Source organism: Arthrobacter livingstonensis (genome assembly GCF_003219815.1).
Classification (GTDB): domain Bacteria; phylum Actinomycetota; class Actinomycetes; order Actinomycetales; family Micrococcaceae; genus Specibacter; species Specibacter livingstonensis.
The window spans coordinates 64,967-84,755 of record NZ_QJVD01000002.1 but is presented as its reverse complement, the minus strand read 5'-3'; the positions used below and the strand labels follow the sequence as shown (position 1 = coordinate 84,755).

General features: G+C 66.3%; 15 protein-coding genes. 9 read left to right on the top strand and 6 right to left on the bottom strand.

Annotated elements, in window-relative coordinates:
- Positions 1–71: 71 nt before the first annotated feature.
- Entirely contained in the window at positions 72–548 is a 477-nt protein-coding gene (locus CVV68_RS02405) for a chorismate mutase (RefSeq protein ID WP_110499419.1), read from the top strand.
- Between the two features lie 41 nt (positions 549–589).
- Positions 590–1,681, top strand: a complete 1,092-nt coding sequence (locus CVV68_RS02400; RefSeq protein ID WP_245933285.1) for a uroporphyrinogen decarboxylase/cobalamine-independent methonine synthase family protein — start codon at positions 590–592, stop codon at positions 1,679–1,681.
- 453 nt (positions 1,682–2,134) lie between these two features.
- Here CVV68_RS02400 and CVV68_RS02395 read toward each other — a convergent pair whose 3' ends face one another.
- The 5 genes from CVV68_RS02395 to CVV68_RS02375 are packed head-to-tail and all read right to left on the bottom strand — an operon-like array spanning position 2,135 to position 7,782.
- Entirely contained in the window at positions 2,135–3,427 is a 1,293-nt protein-coding gene (locus tag CVV68_RS02395; RefSeq protein WP_110499418.1) for a DUF58 domain-containing protein, read from the bottom strand.
- Positions 3,428–3,443: 16 nt separating this feature from the next.
- Positions 3,444–4,490, bottom strand: coding sequence for an AAA family ATPase (locus CVV68_RS02390; RefSeq protein WP_110499417.1), 1,047 nt, complete (start codon positions 4,488–4,490; stop codon positions 3,444–3,446).
- Positions 4,487–5,743, bottom strand: coding sequence for a DUF4350 domain-containing protein (locus CVV68_RS02385; protein ID WP_110499416.1), 1,257 nt, complete (start codon positions 5,741–5,743; stop codon positions 4,487–4,489). Before CVV68_RS02385 ends, CVV68_RS02390 begins: the two co-directional genes overlap by 4 nt.
- Complete coding sequence (locus CVV68_RS02380) at positions 5,740–6,441, bottom strand: DUF4129 domain-containing protein (RefSeq protein WP_110499415.1); 702 nt, start codon at positions 6,439–6,441, stop codon at positions 5,740–5,742. The genes CVV68_RS02385 and CVV68_RS02380 overlap by 4 nt, the downstream gene beginning before the upstream one ends.
- A 15-nt stretch (positions 6,442–6,456) precedes the next feature.
- Positions 6,457–7,782 (bottom strand): DUF7847 domain-containing protein, encoded by a 1,326-nt coding sequence (locus CVV68_RS02375; RefSeq protein ID WP_170133062.1) that lies wholly within the window; start codon positions 7,780–7,782, stop codon positions 6,457–6,459.
- Positions 7,783–8,084: 302 nt separating this feature from the next.
- Between CVV68_RS02375 and mtrA the strand changes: the two genes are divergently transcribed.
- The 7 genes from mtrA to secA all read left to right on the top strand — a co-directional run bounded on the left by mtrA (position 8,085) and on the right by secA (position 18,738).
- Positions 8,085–8,759, top strand: coding sequence for an MtrAB system response regulator MtrA (mtrA, locus tag CVV68_RS02370; protein ID WP_110499413.1), 675 nt, complete (start codon positions 8,085–8,087; stop codon positions 8,757–8,759).
- 37 nt (positions 8,760–8,796) lie between these two features.
- Positions 8,797–10,761, top strand: coding sequence for an MtrAB system histidine kinase MtrB (mtrB, locus tag CVV68_RS02365; protein ID WP_245933284.1), 1,965 nt, complete (start codon positions 8,797–8,799; stop codon positions 10,759–10,761).
- Positions 10,758–12,527, top strand: a complete 1,770-nt coding sequence (locus CVV68_RS02360) for an LpqB family beta-propeller domain-containing protein (protein ID WP_110499411.1) — start codon at positions 10,758–10,760, stop codon at positions 12,525–12,527. Before mtrB ends, CVV68_RS02360 begins: the two co-directional genes overlap by 4 nt.
- A 134-nt stretch (positions 12,528–12,661) precedes the next feature.
- Positions 12,662–13,591: a ComF family protein gene (locus CVV68_RS02355; protein WP_245933283.1), complete on the top strand. Its 930-nt coding sequence runs from the start codon at positions 12,662–12,664 to the stop codon at positions 13,589–13,591.
- A 165-nt stretch (positions 13,592–13,756) separates the two neighbouring features.
- On the top strand, positions 13,757–14,461 hold the full coding sequence (hpf, locus tag CVV68_RS02350; RefSeq protein ID WP_110499410.1) for a ribosome hibernation-promoting factor, HPF/YfiA family: 705 nt from the start codon (positions 13,757–13,759) through the stop codon (positions 14,459–14,461).
- Positions 14,462–14,546: 85 nt separating this feature from the next.
- Positions 14,547–15,800 carry a winged helix-turn-helix domain-containing protein gene (locus CVV68_RS02345; RefSeq protein ID WP_110499409.1) on the top strand — a complete coding sequence of 418 codons (1,254 nt, stop codon included), beginning with the start codon at positions 14,547–14,549 and terminating at the stop codon, positions 15,798–15,800.
- A 139-nt stretch (positions 15,801–15,939) separates the two neighbouring features.
- Positions 15,940–18,738, top strand: coding sequence for a preprotein translocase subunit SecA (gene secA, locus CVV68_RS02340; protein WP_110499408.1), 2,799 nt, complete (start codon positions 15,940–15,942; stop codon positions 18,736–18,738).
- A gap of 421 nt (positions 18,739–19,159) precedes the next feature.
- On the opposite strand, the gene CVV68_RS02335 is transcribed toward secA, so the two are convergent.
- Positions 19,160–19,756 carry an Rv3235 family protein gene (locus CVV68_RS02335; protein WP_110499407.1) on the bottom strand — a complete coding sequence of 199 codons (597 nt, stop codon included), beginning with the start codon at positions 19,754–19,756 and terminating at the stop codon, positions 19,160–19,162.
- Between the last annotated feature and the right edge of the window lie 33 nt (positions 19,757–19,789).

Genomic DNA, 19,789 nt, shown 5'->3' with positions numbered 1-19,789 from the left:
TTTGACCCTTGGGTGGTGTGCCGGCGTGGACATGTGTTTGGTCCTCCCGGTGCACCACCTAAACTGTTTTTATGACCGAACCGAGCCACGCAGAGCACCTGTCCGTTGAAGACTTTGACCCGGCGGCCAGTTCCCTCACGGGTGCCGTTGACCCGGCGGTCATGGCGGAGCTGCTGTCCATCCGCTCCAGCATCGACAACTTTGACGCGACCCTGGTGTATTTACTGGCCGAACGCTTCAAGGCCACACAGCGCGTCGGCATCCTGAAGGCCAAGCACCAGCTGCCCCCGGCCGATCCCAGCCGCGAAAAGGCCCAGATCCAGCGCCTGCGCGCGCTGGCGGAGTCCGCCCACCTGGACCCCGCCTTTGCCGAAAAATTTCTCAACTTCATCATCAGCGAGGTCATCCACCATCATCAGGCCATCTCCGAAAGCCACTCTGCCGTGGCAGCCACCGGGGTGGTTCCCGTGGTGAGCCGGGACGGCCAGGGATTTGTGGGCGCCCCCGATGTTTCACCCGAGACGGACGACGGCGGCACGACTCGTTGAGGGGGCAGACCACCGCCGAAGCCTCTGGCGACACGGGCTTGGTGGGCTCAGCCTCCAACGAAGTATCCGCCACGATGCTGGGATCCTGGCCCGGCACGGATCCGGTGGAGGCCGCGAAACTGTCCCTTGGCCTGTTCACGCCGCCGCACCTGCCGTCGCTGCCCGAGCTTCCGGCGCGCGGCATCGGCTCCGATGCCGTAGGCCGCACCGCCGGCATGCTGGTGGAACTTCCGGTGGACGTGCAGCCGTACGGCTGGCGGTTCGTGGACCGTCCCGGCGGCGACCACCGCCGCGCCGTGTCCGCGCTGTCCACGGACATCAACGTGCTGGCCGACGTCGCGGGTGGCTCGGACCATCAGCCTGCGGCGTATAAGGTCCAAATTGTCGGTCCGGTTACCCTGGCGGCCGCCATTCACCTGCACTACGGCGAGAGGGCCCTGCGCGATTACGGTGCCCGCCGCGACGTGGCCCAATCACTGTCCGCCGGGCTTGTCCTGCATGCTGAAAAGGTGCGCTCCGCCGCACCTGGGGCTGAACTGACCCTGCAGATTGACGAGCCCGAGGTGGCCAGTGCGCTGGCGGGCACCATCCCCACGGCCTCCGGCTACCGTACGCTGCGTTCCATCCCCGCGTCCGAGCTCCGCCAAACGTGGACAGCCTTCGTGGCCGCCGCGAAGGCTGCAGGTTTTGCCAAGGTTGCCATCAACCTTGGAACAGGAGTGGCAGGCAGCGCTTCCGCGGCCGAGCCGGCCGAGACCAACTCCGCCGAAATGGCCTCCTGGCGCAAGGGACTTGAGCTGGCGCTGGAATGCGGCATTGACGCAATCGCCGTTCCCTTGTCCGCGCTGGACACCGGCCATTGGGAACAGCTGGCCGGCGCCATCGAATCCGGCGTCGGCATGTGGGCCGGAACCGTGCCTGTCCGCGCAGGCCAGGTGCCGCCGTCGTACTCTGCCCTGGTCGAGCGGATCATGAGGCCGTGGCACGGGCTGGGCCTGCCCGCGAAGTCGCTGAGTCTGCTTCGCATCACGCCCGACAACGGTCTGGCCGCGGTCTCCCCGCAGGAAGCCCGGATCATTGTGAACCGGACGCTGGAAGTTGCAGCGGCCCTGACAGACCTCCGCAACTCCTGACCCTACTGACGCGACGCTCTCGCACTTTAGGGGCGTTTTCCCCGGATGCTCCTTCACCTTCGGGGCGTTTCCCACCGATCCTCCCTCGCATTCGGCGGGAGCGTCCCCGATTGTCGAACCCTGTCAGGTCCCCGGTGGGCCGGTAAGGTTGCGGAGACTCCGGCGCCTCTTGAATGTCATTGGCAGCTCTGTCTAATGGTGCAGATCCTGCGACGTTTTGCACCGGGGCAGCATTAGCTGCACCACCGAAACGGCAGAGCTCAAACATCTACACCTTCGATTTTGACAGCCGGCCGGGTGGTGACCTGGACCGGCACCTGGAACTCGAGCTGTTCTGGATCGGGCATGCCCGGCCACCGGGAGACGATCCCACAGCTGATGCACTGGCGTTCGGAATTCAACCCCCCGTACTGCGGGAGCGTCGGCCGGAAACGCCCCGAAGGTGAGGGAGGGTCAGAGGCGGCCGGCGGCCTTCAGACGGATGTACATGTCCGCGAGTTCGGGCGGGAGTTCATTCGGCGGCGCGTCCACCACTTCGGCGCCGAGCTGCTTGATGACGGCGGTAATGGCCGCCCGGCGGTTGAGCGCGTGTTCGGCGGCGGCCGCGCGGTAGACCAGGGCCGCCGTTGAGCGTTCCAGGCGGGCCTCGTCGAGGGCGGGGTCGCGCACGGAGGCGACCACCACGACGTGCCGGCGGGCCAGCTGGGCCACCAGGGGAATCAGGCCCTCTTCGGCAGCCCCGGCGTCGAGCGGGGTCACGAGCACCACGAGCGCCCGGTGCGCCGTCACGGCGCGGACCTGGCCGGGAATGCCCGCGGCGTCGAGCTCAATCAACTCCGGCTGCAGCGGCGCCAGGCCCTGCACCATGGCATTGAGCATGTTCCCCTTGCCGGAGGATGAAACACGGGTCCGCACCCTGCGGTCATAGGCGATCAGGCTCACGCGGTCGCCGCCTCGCTCGGCCAGCACTGCCAGCAGCAGGGAGGCCTCGATGCCGGTGTCCAACCGGGGTTCGTCGCCGATCCGCGCCGCGGACGTGCGGGAGGTGTCCAGCACAATCACCACGCGGCGGTCGCGCTCCGGGCGCCAGGTGCGCACCACCACGTCGCGGCGGCGGGCCGTGGCGCGCCAGTCGATGGAGCGGACGTCGTCGCCGCGCACGTAGTCGCGCAGGGAATCGAACTCGGTGCCGGCGCCCCTGATCTGCACGGCGGCCTTCCCATCGAGTTCCCGGAGCTTGCGCAGCTTTGAGGGCAGGTGCCGCTTGGAGTGGAACGGCGGGAGCACCCGCAGCGTGCCGGGGGCCTTGATGGTCTTTTGCCACGCGGCCATGCCCAACGGCCCGTAGGAGCGGAGCGTCACGTGGTCCGCGCGAAGGTCGCCCCGCCTGGCGGGCAGCAGCCGGACCCGGACGACGGCGCGTTCCCCAGCCGGGATGCGCAACGCCTGCAACGCGTTGGCCGCACCGGCCGACGGCTGCCAGCCGTCCCTCACCTGACCCCGCAGCAGGCGGCGCGATTCGTTCGCCAGCCGAAGCACCGCCGTCGTCCCTTCAGTTAAGCGCACGCCGTTGGGAATCTCGCGGCGGACGGCGATGCGGCGCGGGGAGGCCGCCAGCCCAAGGTCGACCGCCAGGACCAGCAACAGCGCGGCCAGCGCGAGCAGCCAGGAGGCGGAACGGGGCACGGCAATGATGGGCACCACGGCCAGCAGTGCAAGAAGGAAGAACCTGCCCGAAATTGCCATCGACTTTATGCCCGTCCTAGCGCGGGACCGGGACCGTGGCCAGGATGGAGAGCAGGATCCCGTCCACGGACACCCCGTCCATCTCGGCCTCGGGGCGCAGTGCCACGCGGTGGCGCAGGGCAGGCAGGGCAAGGGCCTTGACGTCGTCCGGGGTCACAAATCCGCGCCCGCACAGCCAGGCATAGGCGCGTGCACATTTAAGCAGGGCGGTGGCGCCGCGCGGGGAAACACCCAACTGGAACGACGGCGCGGTGCGCGTTGCACGGGCCAGGTCCACCACGTAGGCCAGGACTTCGGCCGAAACGCTGACCCGGGCCACCTCACCGCGGGCCCAAGCCAGGTCGTCGGCGCCCGCGACGGCACGGACGCCCGCGGCCCGGAGGTCTTGCGGGTCAAAGCCCAGGCTGTGCCGGCGGACCACCTCGATCTCCTCATCCCGCGCCGGCAGGTCCATGGTCAGCTTGAGCAGGAACCGGTCCAGCTGGGCCTCGGGCAGCGGATAAGTGCCCTCATATTCCACGGGGTTTTGCGTGGCGGCCACCATGAACGGTGCGGGCAGCTTTCGGGACACCCCGTCCACCGAGACCTGGTGTTCCTCCATGGCCTCCAGCAGGGACGCCTGGGTCTTGGGCGGGGTCCGGTTGATCTCATCGGCCAGCAGGATGTTGGTGAAGACGGGGCCCTTGCGGAACGTGAATTCCGAGGTGTGGGCGTCGTAGACCAGGGAGCCGGTGACGTCGCCGGGCATCAAGTCAGGGGTGAACTGCACCCGCTTGGTGTCCAGGCTGAGTGCGGCGGACAGTGCCCGCACCAGCAGGGTCTTGGCCACGCCGGGCACGCCTTCGAGCAGCACGTGCCCGCCGGCGAGCAGGGCAATGAGCAGGCCCGTGACGGTCGAGTCCTGCCCCACGACAGCCTTGGCGACTTCGGAGCGGACCTGCAGGAGGGACGCCGCTGGTGCGGATGGCCCAGACTGCGCGGGCGCGGCCGGCTGATCCGGCGGCTGCTGCGCCTGCGGGTACGGCGGGTCCGGGTGCTGGCCTTCCAGGTGCGGTGAACTCATCGTTGGGCGACTTCTTCCTCTAGGGCAGCCAATTCCGCGGCCATGGTTAGCATCTGCTTGTCGTTCAGGGGGACATCCGTGACCAGGAGCGCTTCGAGGTCCCGGCGTGTCCGTCCGGTGCGGGCTGCCGCCGCCTCCACCACGGCCGCCGGATCGGCCTGCGTCCCGAGCCGCAGGTGTTGGGCCAGCCTGGTCAGGGTGGCGTGCTGCAGGATGTGCACGGCCGTGTCCTGCGCGTTCGCGTCCTGGTACAGGCGGGCCCGGCCGGTCACGGTTTCCGATGCCTTGACAATCACCGGCAGCGGCTCCGTAACGAGCGGCCCGTGCCGCCGTCCGCGCCACAACATGCCGATCACGGCCGCCAGCAGCAGCCAGCCCGACGCCGGGAAAATCCACGCCGGCGTCAGTTCCGCCAGGGTCGGGGGATGGCTTGCGGCGGTTACGTCCTTCAGCGACGCCGTATACCAGACCAGGTGCGGCCGGCTGCCGAGCAGGCGGAACGTGAGCGCCGCGTTGCCCCGGCTGGCCAGGCGTTCATTGCTGACGATGCCGGGATTGCCCAACACTGTCACGTCGCCAGTGCTGTTGGCCGCCATGAATCCGGCAGTGCTTCCGGCGGGGGCGAAGCAGGTCACCGCACCGCGGTACACCTGCAGGGAAGGGCTGGCGCCCACGCCGAGTCCGTCAACGCCGGTGGCGTCGATGGTCCCGGCCGCCTGGGCGGCCGGGCTGGCGCAGTCCGCACTGGCCGGCATGTCTGTGTTGGACGCCGTCCCGGCGCTGGAGAGTTCCGGGTTGAGGTGCTTGGTGGCCAGTGGCCCCGGCGCCAGGGCAACCAGCTTGGCGCCGGCTTCTGCCGCCGAGCCGGCCAGCCTGGATGCCTGTCCCGGTTGCAGTAGGGCCAGCGGGTCGTAGACCAGCACGGTGCTTGCGCCCCGTCCGTTCGCCGCCAGCGCATGCAGCGTCGCCTCGAGCGAATCGGAGGACGTGACCTCCACGCCCCGTTCCCGCAGCACGGTGGCCACCGCCTGGCCGCCTTCTGGTGCGGGATTCGTCATGGACAGCGGTTCGCCGCTGCGCCCTCCAATGTTGCCCACCACCAGCCCCGCCACCGTTACTGCCACAAGCGCTGCGCCGGCAAGCAGCCAGAACTTGCTCCTCCTCCACCAGAAACCGGCACGTTCGGCACGGGTGCCGCCGTCCGCCCGGAACACGTGGACGTCAGCCTCCGAACGGACGGGGGCGGAGCTCATGGCGCCGCCTCACTGTTGGCAGGACCGTCACCATGGCTGCCAGCGAAGCCATCGGCATAGACCGGCCGGGCGGCGGACACAGCGTTGTCGGTGGCCACGAGCTCCTCAAACATGGCGCGTTCAGGATCCGCATGACCGTACCGCACGGCGTTGAACAGCTCCGCCGCCCGCAGCAGGGCCGGTCCGTGGGCGGGGAAGGCCCGCAGCAACTCGCCGGCCACCTCGGCCGCGGTCCGGCCGGGCGAGGGAGAAGTGGCACCGCGTTCCTCCCCGGCACGCACGACCGCCCGGAACTGCTCGGCAACCGCAGTGGCCAGGTCCCCGCGTTCGACGGCGGACCGGGCCAGGTCACGGTGTTGGCCGGCACTGAGGGTGGCCGGGCCGTCAAACACAGCCGGGTTCTGCGCCTGCCTGCGGTTGAGCCGTGGCCGGATCACGATGACGGCGGCAATGATTGCCAACACGACCACGCCAACCGCCACCAGCAGCCCGGTGCCGCCCCCCAGCGACCCCAGTCCGTTCAGGAAATCCGAAAGGGCATCCTTGAGCCACGTGAGAATCTGCGCGCCCAAGCCCGGTTTGGCGTCCTGATAGACCTTTTTTGCCAGTTCTTCCGCAGCCCAGCGGCGTGCCTCGTCCGCCCCGGGGGTGACGGGGACGTCGAACGGCAGGAAAGGGGGCGGGATCGAAGCGATCATTGAGGCGCCGGGTGCCTACTGGCCGGGGTACTGGGACGGGGGATTCGGTGCGGGAGGGTTCTGCCCCGGGTATTGGGTGGGCGGCTGTTGGCCCTGCGGGAACTGCCCCGTCGGGTAGTGGCCCACAGCGGCTGGTGCCGGGGCGCCGCGGCCGGGGATGCCGCCGTCGTCCTTTCCGGACTCCGATTCCTTGAGGAGGGTGACGTCGAAGCCGTCCCGGCGCATCCGCAGGTCAACGTAGATCAGTGCCATGACGCCGGTCTGGAATGCAACTGTTACGGCTCCAACCAAGGCGCCAATGAGTGAGGAAATGACGGTCGCCAGGGCCGTGGTGCCCATCAGCTGGTCCGGGTTGGGTGACATGACGGGCAGCAGCAGGCCCAGCAGCAGGGTCACCGGGGTGGTGATGATGCCGCCAATGACACTTGCGATGATGGCAGCCAGGGCCGCAATGCCGAACGTGCGCCACCAGTTTTGTCGTGTCAGCTGCCATGAACGCTTGATCGCGGCAAAGACGCCGATGTCCTCCACCACGATCGAGGCCGGGGCCAGCATCACCTTGACGCCGACCCAGATGCCGGCCGCCAGGAACGGCAGGCTCAGCAGCAGTCCGAAGCCCAGCGCTGCGAGTCCCCCGGAACTTGAGCCCATGCTGTTGGTGGCAACGAGCAGGCCGATGAGAATGCCGGCATATACGGCAATCGCGAGAAAAGTTGCAGCCGCATAGACCAGGGCCAGCAGGAGCAGGCTTCCAATGCGCGGCTTGACCAGCCGCCACATCTGCCCGAATTCAGTCTTCCGGTTCAAGGTGGCCCGCAGCACAGGGACCACCAGGGCGCCCTGCAACACCATCTCCATCAGCGCAGAGATGATGGAAACGACGCCGACGGCGATGAAGAGCTGAAGCATGGTTCCGGCAAGGCCGTTGAGCTGGGCTTCGGTGGGTGCCGTTTGGGAAAGCGAGTCAGCGAAAATATTGCTGCTGAACCGGCCCAGGGCGGAGAGCGTAATGGCCAGGGTGATGACGGCCGTGATGACCTGAAAGATCAGCGCCGAGCCGAACATGGCCTTGCCGTTGCGCCGGGCTGCCTGGAACGCACCGTCAAGCACCTCCCCGAGCCGCAATGGCCGCAGCGGGATGACACCCGGCTTGGGCGGGGCGACGTACTGGTTATAGCCGTAGGGGTTGGGACCGGGTTGCTGCGGCTGTCCCCACTGGGGTTGCGGTGCGTACTGCCCCCACTGCGGCTGGGCCGGAGGCTGTTCGGGGGCGGCGGGAAGAGGGGACCCCGCAGGTCCCTGTCCCGGGTCGACCGGCGGCTCTTTCGGTTCCTGCGTCATCATGCTCCCCTGTGTTTTTCCCAGTCAAAAATGTCCACAGCCTCCACTGTGGCTGATCCGTTGCCGGGCCCCAAATTGAACGGCCGGAAACAGCCAGTTCCTGGTGCAGCGTGCACGTTCAACACTATCGGCAAGTGCTGCATTTGACGTGGGAACCGCCGATATCCTGCACGGATAATCGCCCGCTGCAGGCAACGGCGGCGCTGACCAGGCTGTCCGCTTGTAGCAAAACTGTGGCATCATCTGCCCTGCTGTGGAGGGTCGATGGGGACTTTGTGCCGTGGATAGGCAAATATAGAACTATGAAGGCACGCATTTTAGTGGTAGACGACGATGAAGCACTGGCAGAGATGATCGGCATTGTGCTGCGCAACGACGGATTCGACCCCGTCTTTTGCGCTGACGGTGCCAAGGCGCTGGAGACCTTTCGATCCAACAAGCCGGACCTGGTGTTGCTGGACCTCATGCTGCCTGGAATTGACGGCATTGAAGTGTGCCGGCTCATTCGGGGTGAATCGGACGTTCCGATCGTCATGCTGACGGCAAAGTCGGACACCTCGGATGTCGTGCGCGGCTTGGAATCCGGTGCCGACGACTACGTGGCGAAACCGTTCAAGCCCGCCGAACTGGTGGCCCGCGTCCGCGCCCGCCTCCGCCCCGGCGACGTCAAGGCCCCCGAAACCCTCACCATCGGCGAAATCACCATCGACGTGGCCGGCCATGCGGTCCGCCGCGCCGGTGAGCGCATCCTGCTAACGCCATTGGAGTTTGACCTCCTGGTGGCCCTGGCGCGCAAGCCCTGGCAGGTCTTCACCCGCGAACTCCTCCTTGAGCAGGTGTGGGGTTACCGGCATGCCGCCGACACCCGCCTCGTCAACGTCCACGTCCAGCGCCTGCGTTCCAAGATTGAACGCGACCCCGAAGCCCCCGAGGTTGTCCTTACCGTGCGCGGCGTCGGATACAAGGCCGGACAATAGACGCTCCGACAGCGCCGGAAACAGTGGCCAATCCACAATGAGCAGCAACCAGGGGGGACCGGGCGCCCCAATTAACGACAGTCCCGGCGGCAGAATTGTTGGCGGGCCCGACGCCGGTTCCCCGGTCGCGCGGGAAGTCCCGCCTTTCGCCGTGGAAAAAGCACCGCAGCCGGGCCGGATGCGCGGTATGCCGGCCCGCGCCGGCTCTGCGCTGCGTGGCGCCCTCGCGGCGGCTGGCCGCTTCCTCTGGAGGGCAGTGCAGTGGATCCAGCGGTTAGTCGTGCGCAGGTGGCGCACCTCGCTGCAGTTCCGCACCGTACTGACCACGCTGGTCATTGCCTCCATCGCCGTCATAGGCGTGGGCGGGTACCTCGCAGGGCAGATTTCCAACGGGCTGTTCAAGGAACGCCTCGCACAGGCCCAGGGGGAGTCCTCGCGCGGGTCCAGCCAGGTCCAGGAAAGTTTTTCCAACGCGAGCCTCAGCGACCAGCCGCGCGTGTCGACATTCGTCAAGGACACGCTGAAGCTGCTGGAGGTGGGCGGCACCGATGACAACCGCAAGTACCTGATGGTCAAGATCCCCAAGCAGGACAGTACTCTGACTGTCAGCTCCGTCGGTTCCATTGGCATCACCTCCGCCATCATCCCCGACGAACTCCGCCAAGCCGTGCAGGGGGACAGGCCCGGGCAGTACTGGCAGTCGATCGAACTGCCCACGGGCACCTCGGGAATGCACCCGGCGGTGGTGATCGGCAGCCAGGTGGAGCTGCTGAACACCAACTACGAGCTGTACATGATTTACGACCTCAACAGCGCCCAACTGACGCTCAATTACATCCAGTCGGTGCTGTGGCTTGCTGGCGCCATCCTGCTGGTGCTCATCGGCGCCATCGCCTGGTATGTGACGCGGATGGTGGTCCAGCCAGTCAGCGAGGCCGCCGCCGTGTCGGAGAAACTCGCCGCCGGCCGGCTTGAGGAGCGCATACCCGTGGTGGGCGAGGACGAGATGGCGCGCCTTGCCACATCATTCAACAAGATGGCAACGTCGCTGCAGGACCAGATCAACGCCTTGGCCACCCTTTCGGAGATGCAGCAGCGCTTCGTCTCTGATGTTTCCCATGAGCTTCGCACGCCACTGACCACGGTGCGCATGGCCGCCGAGGTGCTCTACGACGCCCGCGACGACTTTGATCCGATCAACAAGCGGTCCTCGGAACTGCTTTTTCACCAGGTGGAGCGCTTTGAACTTCTATTGGCCGACCTGCTGGAGATCTCCCGGTTCGACGCCGGTGTTGCCGACCTGGACGTGGAGTCCCTGGACATCTTCTCCGTCATCCATTCGGTGATTGATGGCGCCACGCCTGTTGCCGAGGCCAACCACAGCGCGCTTTCAGTGGTCACCCGGCTGCGGAATCACAAGTGCATCGTTGAAATGGACGCCCGCCGCATTGACAGGATTCTGCGCAACCTGGTGCTCAATGCCCTGGAACACAGCGAGGGCAGCCCGGTGAAGATTTTCGTCTCGGCCGATGAAAGTGCCGTCGCCATCGCCGTGCGCGACTACGGGATCGGCATGTCTCCGGATGCCCTGGAGCACGTCTTTGACCGCTTTTGGCGGGCGGACCCGGCCCGGGCCCGCACCACCGGCGGCAGCGGCCTGGGCCTGTCGATCGCCATGGAAGACGCCCGGCTGCACAGCGGCTGGCTGGAAGCCTGGGGGGCTCCCGGCGAAGGTGCCTGTTTCAGGCTGACCCTGCCCCGCACGCGGCGGGGCGAGCTGGCGCACTCACCTGTTCCCCTGCCGCCAGACGGCGGAGCTGCCGCGGCGTCCCGCAATCTCTACACCGGCCCCATCATGATCAACACCGGCTCTTTCGGGGTGGTGGGTGCGCTCGGTGCGATCAATCCAGCGGCCGCCACCGGTTCGAACAGTGCTGCCGGGAACGGTGGCGCAACATACGGGGACCATTCCAGCGGCGACTCGTCAAGGGCGGAATCGTGAGCAACATCGTGAAAGAGAATCAAATGGGACCGGCCGCTCCGGCGCGCCAGGACCGGCCACGGCGCCAGGGGCTGCTTCCCTGGTTGGTGATGGCCGCCGTCGTACTTTTCGTTGCGGCGGGATGCGCAGCCATCCCCACAGACGGGCCGGTGGGAAAGAGCGATCCCGTGAGTCCGCGCACCAATTCCCTCAGCGTCAATTACACCCAAAACAAGCCGGTGGCTGGCGCGTCCCCCGAAAGCATCATCCGCGGTTTCATCGATGCAGGCACCGGCATCGACGACGACTTCCAGACAGCCAGGCAGTTTCTGACGACCGGGTTGGCCCAGTCATGGGCCGCGGACACGCGGACCCTGGTCTACGGCAACGCGCTTTCCGTGGAACCGGGCAAAACCAAGGACTCGTACGTGGTGAAGGTCGACGCCATCTCCTCCGTGGACTCCACAGGGGTGCTGACGCCCCTGCCGGCCGGTTCCTCGGAAACCCTCGAAATGGACCTGGTCCAAGTTGACGGTGAATGGCGCATTGCCAAGACCCCGGACGGGCTTGTGCTCAGTCAGGACACCTTCAGCGTGCTCTTCAAGCCGGTTTCGCTTTATTTTTATGATTCGACGTACACCTATGGCATACCGGACGTTCGGTGGCTGGCCGGTCGCACCACACGGACGGCAACGGCCATTGTCCGCGCCATGCTGGCCGGGCCCGCCCCCTACCTGAAAGGAGCCGTGTTCAGTGCGTTCCCAACCGGAATGTCATTGGCACGCGAAGCCGTGCCGGTCAACGGCGGTTTAGCCAAGGTGGGACTGACGGCGCAGCCGCTGCTGGGATCCAGCGTGCGCCAACGCCAGCAAATGCACGCGCAGCTGCTCATCACGCTGCAGAAAAGCCTGAACGACGTCACGGAAGTGCAGTTCCTGGCAGACGACCGCGAGGTGGACATGGGCGGCTCCAGCGACTCCGTCCCGGCCATGGTCATTGATGCGCCGGTCCCGTCCGTCCAGGTGGGCATTTCCAAGAATGAACTCGCCACCTACGACGGGAGCACGATCACCCCGGTGCCGGGCATTGGCCCCATCGCCGGTCTCGGGCCCGCAGCGCCCGCCATCTCCTACAGCGGCAAGGACTTCGCCTTCCTCTCGGCCGACGGCAACCACGTTTTCAGTGCCTCGGCGGGACGCCAGCCGGCCGTTGCCGCGGACGGCACTGACCTGACTGCGCCTTCGTTCGCCCCGAACGGGTGGCTGTGGACGGCCGCCGGGGACGGCTCCGGTTCGGTGGTGGCCGTCAACGCAAATACCGGAGCCAAGGATGCGACGCCTGTGGTGCTCACCGTGCCGTGGCTGGTGGGACGGCAGGTGACCACGCTGCGTGTCTCCCGGGACGGCACACGGGCGCTGGTCATTTCCACCGCGAACGGCGAAACCCATGTGTCCATCACGGGCATTTCCAAGTCCGGCGACGTGCCCAAGGAACTGACGGCACCCATCAGCCTGGCCTCAGAGGGTTCGCCGACAATCGGCGTTTGGGTTAGTGAATCAAGTGTCGCCGTCATGGCCCCGTCCGCCAAGGGGGCCGTTGCGATCCAGATCCTGGATCTGGCCCGGGCGCCGTCGAAACTGCCCCCGGTCAAGGGCATTGTCTGGATCAGCGCCGGGGCCGGAGTGTTGAATGTGCACCCACAGACCGGCACCGAACTGTATTCGCTGGTCGGCAACAACTGGCAGGTCTCCGCCAAAGGCCTGCGCCAGGCGTCCTTCGCCGGCTGACACCTCCGCCGCCAGTGGATGCACAAGCGCCCGGTGGAGACCTTGCTTCCTCCACAGGGAGCTCCGGCGGCCGGCAGCCCACAAGATGGTCCCGGCCGCTGGCGGCTGCTTAAAACGCCGTTGATGCTGGTGGAATGGAGACGATCCGCACCAGCAACAGGGACGACGGCGCCCCCGCCACCTGTGGCGAGGGCGCCGTCACCTGCGAACCGGAGCCGGCCTGCGGTCCGCTCGCGCGGGGCGGGCGGCACCGTGGCAGGCCCCGCAGCTGGTGGGCCCGGGCCTGGCATTGGTGGGAAGGCGCGTGGCGGGACTTTCTGTATTTGGTGATGCCCGCCGAATGTGTGGTGTGCGGCCGTGACGACGCGGCGCTGTGCCCTGCCTGCACCGCCGTGCTCCGCCGGGAGACGTGCAGCCCCTATCGCGCCGAGCAGTTCGCGGACGCACTAATGAGCGTTTTTGGGCATACCATGCTGCCCGTGGTGGCGGTGGGCGACTACCGTGACACGCTGGCTTTGGCCATCCTGGCCTTCAAGAACCACGGCCGCACTGAGCTGGGGCCGCCGCTGGGCCGGGCTTTGGCCGGTGGGATTGCGGCACTGCCCCGGCGACTGCCCGGCCTGGAGGGCCAAAGGGTGCTCCTGGTGCCCGTTCCCAGCACCGGCAGCGGCTGGCGCCGCAGGGGCTATGACCCCGTGGCACTCATGCTGGGCGCCGTGGACCGGGAGCGCAGGCTGCCGCCTGGGATGGCGGTCGCCCCCGTCCTCGCGATTCGGCCCAGGCTGCCTTGGCGCCGGCACCACCAAAAGGGCCTGGGCCGGGCCGCCCGGCGCAGCAATGTCCGGAACTCCATGCGAATCCGGAGACGACGGATGGGTGGAATTCGGCCCGCAATGCCCCTGGCCGGATTCGCCGTGGTGATCGTCGACGACGTCCTGACCACGGGCTCAACTGTCCGCGAGGCCGCAAGGACCCTGGAAGAAGCAGGGGCAGTGGTGTGCGGGGCACTGGTTTTGGCCGCTGCCCGGGCGCCCGACAAAGGTGCCCCCGGAAGGCCGTTTTAAGGACTCGCCGAAAATAGTTTTGGGCAAAAGATGAATAAAGGGATGTGGTGAACTAACGTAAGTAAACGGGTACCTCTTGCGGGAGGAAACCACCCGACGGCGGCCAGGAGCGGTACTTGGATTGCTGGCCGGCCGCCGTGTCACCGAAGTTGTTTGGAGGGCACCATGGAGTTCATGATCAGCGGTCGCAACTTGAGCGTTTCAGACCGTTTCCGCGAATACGCCGGCGAAAAGCTCACGAAGATTGAGCAGCTGGCCAACAAGGTCCAGCGTGTCGATGTGAAGGTTTCCAAGGAGACCAAGTCCCGTTCAGCAGAGTCTCCGCTCACGGTGGAGTTGACCGTTTTGGGGCGCGGCCCAGTGATCCGGGCCGAGGCGGCTGCACCGGACAAGTTCGCTGCGTTCGACCTGGCCTACGGAAAGTTGCTGGAGAGGCTGCGCAGGGCCAAGGACAAGAAGAAGGTCCACCATGGCCGCCATGCGCCCGTGGCCGTCAACGAGGCGACCGGGGCGCTGGCCCCCGTCAGCAGCTCGGAGCCGATCTACGCGCAGTCCGAGCCGGAAGCCGCAGCCGAGCACTCTCCCTATGAGATCGAAAATGACATCCCCGCGGGTGACTCTCCGGTGCTGATCCGCCGCAAGGTCTTCCCTGCGACATCACTGACCGTCGACGACGCCGTTGACAACATGGAACTGGTGGGGCACGACTTCTACCTGTTCGTCGATTCCGCCACGGGCATCCCATCCGTGGTGTATCGCCGCAGCGGCTGGACGTACGGGGTCATCTCCCTGGACCCCAATGCGGACGAAACGCAAAGCCCGGAGGAAATTTCCGCCTACCGCTCACCGGACGAACCGGCCCGGGTCTAGTACCCCGCTGCGGAGTCAGCAAAAAGACGGCCGCAGACTGGATTTTTACGTCAGCAGCAAGAAAACGAAAAGGGGTCTTGAACGCATGGGTGCACGCCTGAGCCTGTCGCAGGCCCGGCGCATCGCACTCAACGCCCAGGCACTGGCCGGAGTCCGGCCCACTAAACCCGTGAATGCACGGGCGGTGGGCCGGACTTTTGCGCAGTTGCAGCTGGTCCAGATTGACTCCGTCAACATCCTCTCCCGCAGCCACTTCCTGCCGTTCTTCTCCCGCTTGGGCGACTACGACCGAACCATCCTTTCCACGCTTTCCGGCAGCGCCCCACGAAAGATGATGGAGTACTGGGCACACGAGGCCAGCTACATCCGCCCGGAACACTTTCGCGACCTCACCCTGTGGCAAAACCGCACCTGGGTGGGATCCTCCAGCCTGGACCCGGAACTGAGGGACTCCCTGGAAGGGGAGATCCTGGCCCTGCTGGCACACAGCCGCCCGCTGACCGCCCGCGAAGTCAAGGACAGAATTGGCCACCAGGAGGAAAAGAACCGCGACGAGTGGGGTTGGAACTGGAGCGCGGTCAAGCGCACCCTGGAAGGGCTGTTTGAGCGGGGAGTGGTGGGTGCGGCATCCCGCAACGAGCAGTTTGAGCGCCGCTATGCCCTGGTGGATAAGGTCCTGCCCCGATCCCTGCAAGGCAGTTGCCACGCCCTGCCGGCCCCGGGGCCGGCGCACCGCGCCACGGCGGCACAGGAAAGAGAGCTGGCCATGGACAGACTGATCGAGGCGGCGGCCCGGGCGCACGGGATCGGCACCCTGCGCTGTTTTGCCGACTACTTCCGCCTGCCCGCCAAGGAGGCAGCCCGATCCGTGGCACACCTGGTGGCGAGCGGGACCCTTGAACAGGTTGACGTCGGCGGGTGGAGCGCACCAACCTACCTTCACGCCGCGGCAAAAATCCCCCGCCGTGCCCAGGGCCGTGCCCTGCTGAGCCCCTTCGACTCACTGGTTTTTGAACGCCGCCGGCTGATGGATCTGTTTAACTTCCACTACAGGCTGGAGATCTACACGCCTGCGCCGAAGCGGAAATACGGGTACTACGTACTGCCGTTTCTGCTGGGAGAGAACATGGCAGCCCGCGTTGACCTGAAGGCGGACAGGCAGGGGAGCCGGCTGCTGGTCCGCGGAGCCTACGCCGAACCGGATGCCCCGGGGGGCGCGGCCGCAGAGCTGGCAGGCGAGTTGGCGCTCATGGCACGGTGGCTGGGACTTGATGACGTCGTCGTACTTCCCCACGGCGACCTTGCTGCTGAACTGGCGCTGGAGTCGAAACTAATCTGAGCGCCCGGGCATGTAAGGAACCTTCAGGGCACGTCCAGGAAATCCCATGCCGCGCGTGACAGACTGTCCTGTGGCTGTGCCTCTTCTCACGTAGACTGGTCACGCCACTTTTAGGCAGCCAAAGATTGGGAGCAATTTCGTGCCATCACTTCTTGAGCGGGTTCTTCGAACCGGCGATCGCAAGACGCTCAAACGTCTCAGCGTGCTTGCTGACGCCATTGATTCGCTGGAGGAGCCCTTCCAAACCTTCACCGATGCCGAGCTGCGTGAGGAAACGGACAAGCTGAAACTCCGCCACCAGGACGGCGAAACGCTCGATGACCTGCTGCCGGAGGCCTTTGCGGCCGTGCGTGAGGCATCGTCGCGCACCTTGGGACTGCGGCACTTCCGCGTCCAGCTGATGGGTGGGGCGGCGCTGCACCTGGGCAACATCGCCGAAATGAAGACCGGCGAGGGCAAGACGCTGGTGGCCACGGCCCCCGCCTACCTGAACTCGTTGTCCGGCAAGGGCGTCCACGTGGTCACCGTGAACGACTACCTGGCCGAGTACCAGTCGGACCTCATGGGCCGCGTTTTCCGTTTCCTGGGCCAAACCAGCGGCTGCATCATCTCCAACCAGGACCCCGCCGTGCGCCGGACCCAGTACGCCGCGGACATCACCTACGGCACCAACAACGAATTTGGCTTTGACTACCTGCGCGACAACATGGCGTGGAGCAAGGACGAACTGGTCCAACGCGGCCACAACTTTGCCATCGTCGATGAGGTTGACTCCATCCTCATTGACGAGGCCCGCACGCCCCTGATCATTTCCGGCCCGGCCTCCGGGGACGCCAACCGCTGGTACAGCGAATTCGCCAAGGTGGTGCTGCGCCTTGACATCGATGACGACTATGAGGTCGACGAGAAGAAGAAGACAGTGGGCGTCCTGGAGGGCGGCATTGAAAAGGTTGAGGACTACCTGGGCATTTCCAATCTTTACGAATCCGCCAACACTCCGCTGATCGGCTTCCTCAACAACGCCATCAAGGCCAAGGAACTCTTCAAGCGCGACAAGGACTACGTCATCATGGACGGGGAAGTCCTCATCGTTGACGAACACACCGGCCGCATCCTGGCCGGGCGCCGCTACAACGAAGGCATGCACCAGGCCATCGAGGCGAAGGAAGGGGTGGAGATCAAGGCGGAGAACCAGACGCTGGCCACCGTGACCTTGCAGAACTACTTCCGGCTCTACGACAAGCTCTCCGGCATGACCGGCACCGCCGAGACCGAAGCTGCCGAATTCATGGGCACCTACTCCCTCGGCGTTGTGCCGATCCCCACGAACATGCCAATGACGCGTGCTGACCAGCCGGACCTGGTGTACAAAAACGAGATCGTGAAGTTCGACGCCGTGGTGGAGGACATTGCCAAGCGCCACGAAACCGGCCAGCCGGTCTTGGTCGGCACCACCAGCGTCGAGAAGAGCGAATACCTCTCCAAAAAGCTGGCCGAGAAGGGCGTCAAGCACGAGGTCCTCAACGCCAAGAACCACGCCCGTGAGGCCGCGATCGTGGCCCAGGCCGGGCGCCGCGGGGCCGTCACGGTGGCTACCAACATGGCCGGCCGCGGCACCGATATCATGCTCGGCGGCAACGCCGAGTTCAACGCCGTCGCCGCGCTGGCCGCGCAGGGCTTGGACCCGGAAGAGACGCCGGAAGAATACGAGGCGGCCTGGCTGGAGGCCTTTGAATCCGCCAAGCTGGCCGTCAAGGATGAACACGAGGCCGTGCTGGAGGCCGGTGGCCTGTATGTGCTCGGTACCGAGCGTCACGAATCACGCCGCATCGACAACCAGCTGAGGGGCCGTTCCGGACGCCAGGGCGATCCCGGCGAGTCCCGCTTCTACCTCTCGCTCACCGATGACCTGATGCGCCTGTTCAACTCCGGTGCCGCGGAAAGGCTCATGTCCCGCTCCTCCATGCCGGACGACGTCGCCCTGGAATCGAAGCTGGTGTCCAAGGCGATCGCATCCGCGCAGGGCCAGGTTGAAGGCCGAAACGCCGAACAGCGCAAGAACGTGCTCAAGTACGACGATGTCCTGAACCGCCAGCGCGAGGCCATCTATGGTGACCGCCGCCGGATCTTGGAAGGCGACGACCTGCATGAAAAGGTCCAGTTCTTCCTTGAGGACACAGTCAATGAGATTATTGACGCCACCATCAACGAGGGGCACCCGGGCGACTGGGACTTCCACACGCTGTGGACCAACCTGCGCACCATCTACCCCGTCACTGTGACGCCGGACGAGATCGCTGAAGAAGCCGGCGGCCCCGGCCGCATTACGGCAGAGATGCTCAAGACCGAACTGCTCTCCGACGCCCAGGTGGCGTACCGCGAACGCGAAGCTGCCCTTGGTTCGGAAACCATGCGGGAGCTCGAGCGCCGGGTGGTGCTCTCCGTAGTGGGCCGCAAGTGGCAGGAACACCTGTACGAGATGGACTACCTCAAGGAAGGCATCGGGCTGCGCGCCATGGCCCAGCGCGATCCGCTGGTGGAATACCAGCGCGAGGGGTTCGAAATGTTCCAGTCGATGATGGCTGCAATCCGCGAAGAAAGCGTCGGGTTCCTGTTCAACCTGGAGGTACAGGTTGAAAACGCCCCGGAAGCGGCGGTGGGCGTCGTTGCCGGAGCCCCGGCCGGGCTGATGGACAGGGTGGACGGTGCCGGCAGCGACGGCGCAGAGAGCCTGGTCCATGCAGGCCCGCGCGTCATGGCTCCCGGGCTGGAAGCCCCGGCCCGCCCCGCCCAACTGCAGTTCACGTCCCCTGATGCCCAGGGCGACGCCGAAACGCATGTGGAGCGCCGCTCCAGCGGTGACGGCCTGCCGCCGTCGGCCAAGCGTGCCGGCAACAAGAACTCGAAATCCGGCAACAAGAAAAAGAAAAAGCGGTAGTCCCCACGCCCTCCCGCATGATGGCTCGCTAGCGAGCCATCATGCGGGTCCCTCGGGCGCGTGGGCCCATCCACGCCCTGTCAGCTGCCGGCAAGTCTGTGCGGGTCCCTCGGGCGCGTGGGCCCATCCACGCCCTGTCAGCTGCCGGCAAGTCTGTGCGGGTCCCTCGGGCGCGTGGGCCCATCCACGCCCTGTCAGCTGCCGGCAAGTCTGTGCGGGTCCCTCGGGCGCGTGGGCCCATCCACGCCCTGTCAGCTGCCGGCAAGTCTGTGCGGGTCCCTCGGGCGCGTGGGCCCATCCACGCCCTGTCAGCTGCCGGCAAGTCTGTGCGGGTCCCTCGGGCGCGTGGGCCCATCCACGCCCTGTCAGCTGCCGGCAAGTCTGTGCGGTCCCTCGCCGTTGTGGGCCCATCCACGCCCTGTCAACCGATCTGCAGGGCCGTCACCTTCCAGGTGCCCCGGGTCTCCTCGAAGCGCATGGCGATGGCACGGAACCGTGACTTGTCGGCAATCACCACCGACGTTTCGTAGATGCCGGGACGGACGGCGCTGCAGTGGGTCGAGTGGACTATGGGCTGGTGACGCAGCAGAACGACGTTAGCCCCGCCGCCCGTCTGGCTCAGATGCCTCCTCTCGGCCTGGCACGCGGTGGCATGCAGCCTGGCCCTGGTGGTCAGCGCACTAAAACACCTCGTGTCCAGCCACCGTGAAAGTTGTTGGACCGAGCGTGCCCCGCTGAGCACCTCCAACGCCGCCTGGGCGATTTTGCGGGACATTTCCGCCACCAGGGCCCGTTCCGGCGCCGACGGATCCAACACAGTGGGACCACCGAGCACCGGGTTGCCCGCGTGGAGCGCCGCTTCTCTGCCCGGTGCCGGGGCGTAGCCGGGACGCCGTGTCATCTTGACCACGGCACCGTCCGGGCCGTCGTCGCCTGCGGAACTTGGTCCTGTCGGGGCTGGACGTGCCACCAGCCTGGTGATGCTTGCGCCTGTTTCCCCAACGGCCATTGTGTTCATCATGTTCTCCTTCGAACTTTCCCAGTGTTCATG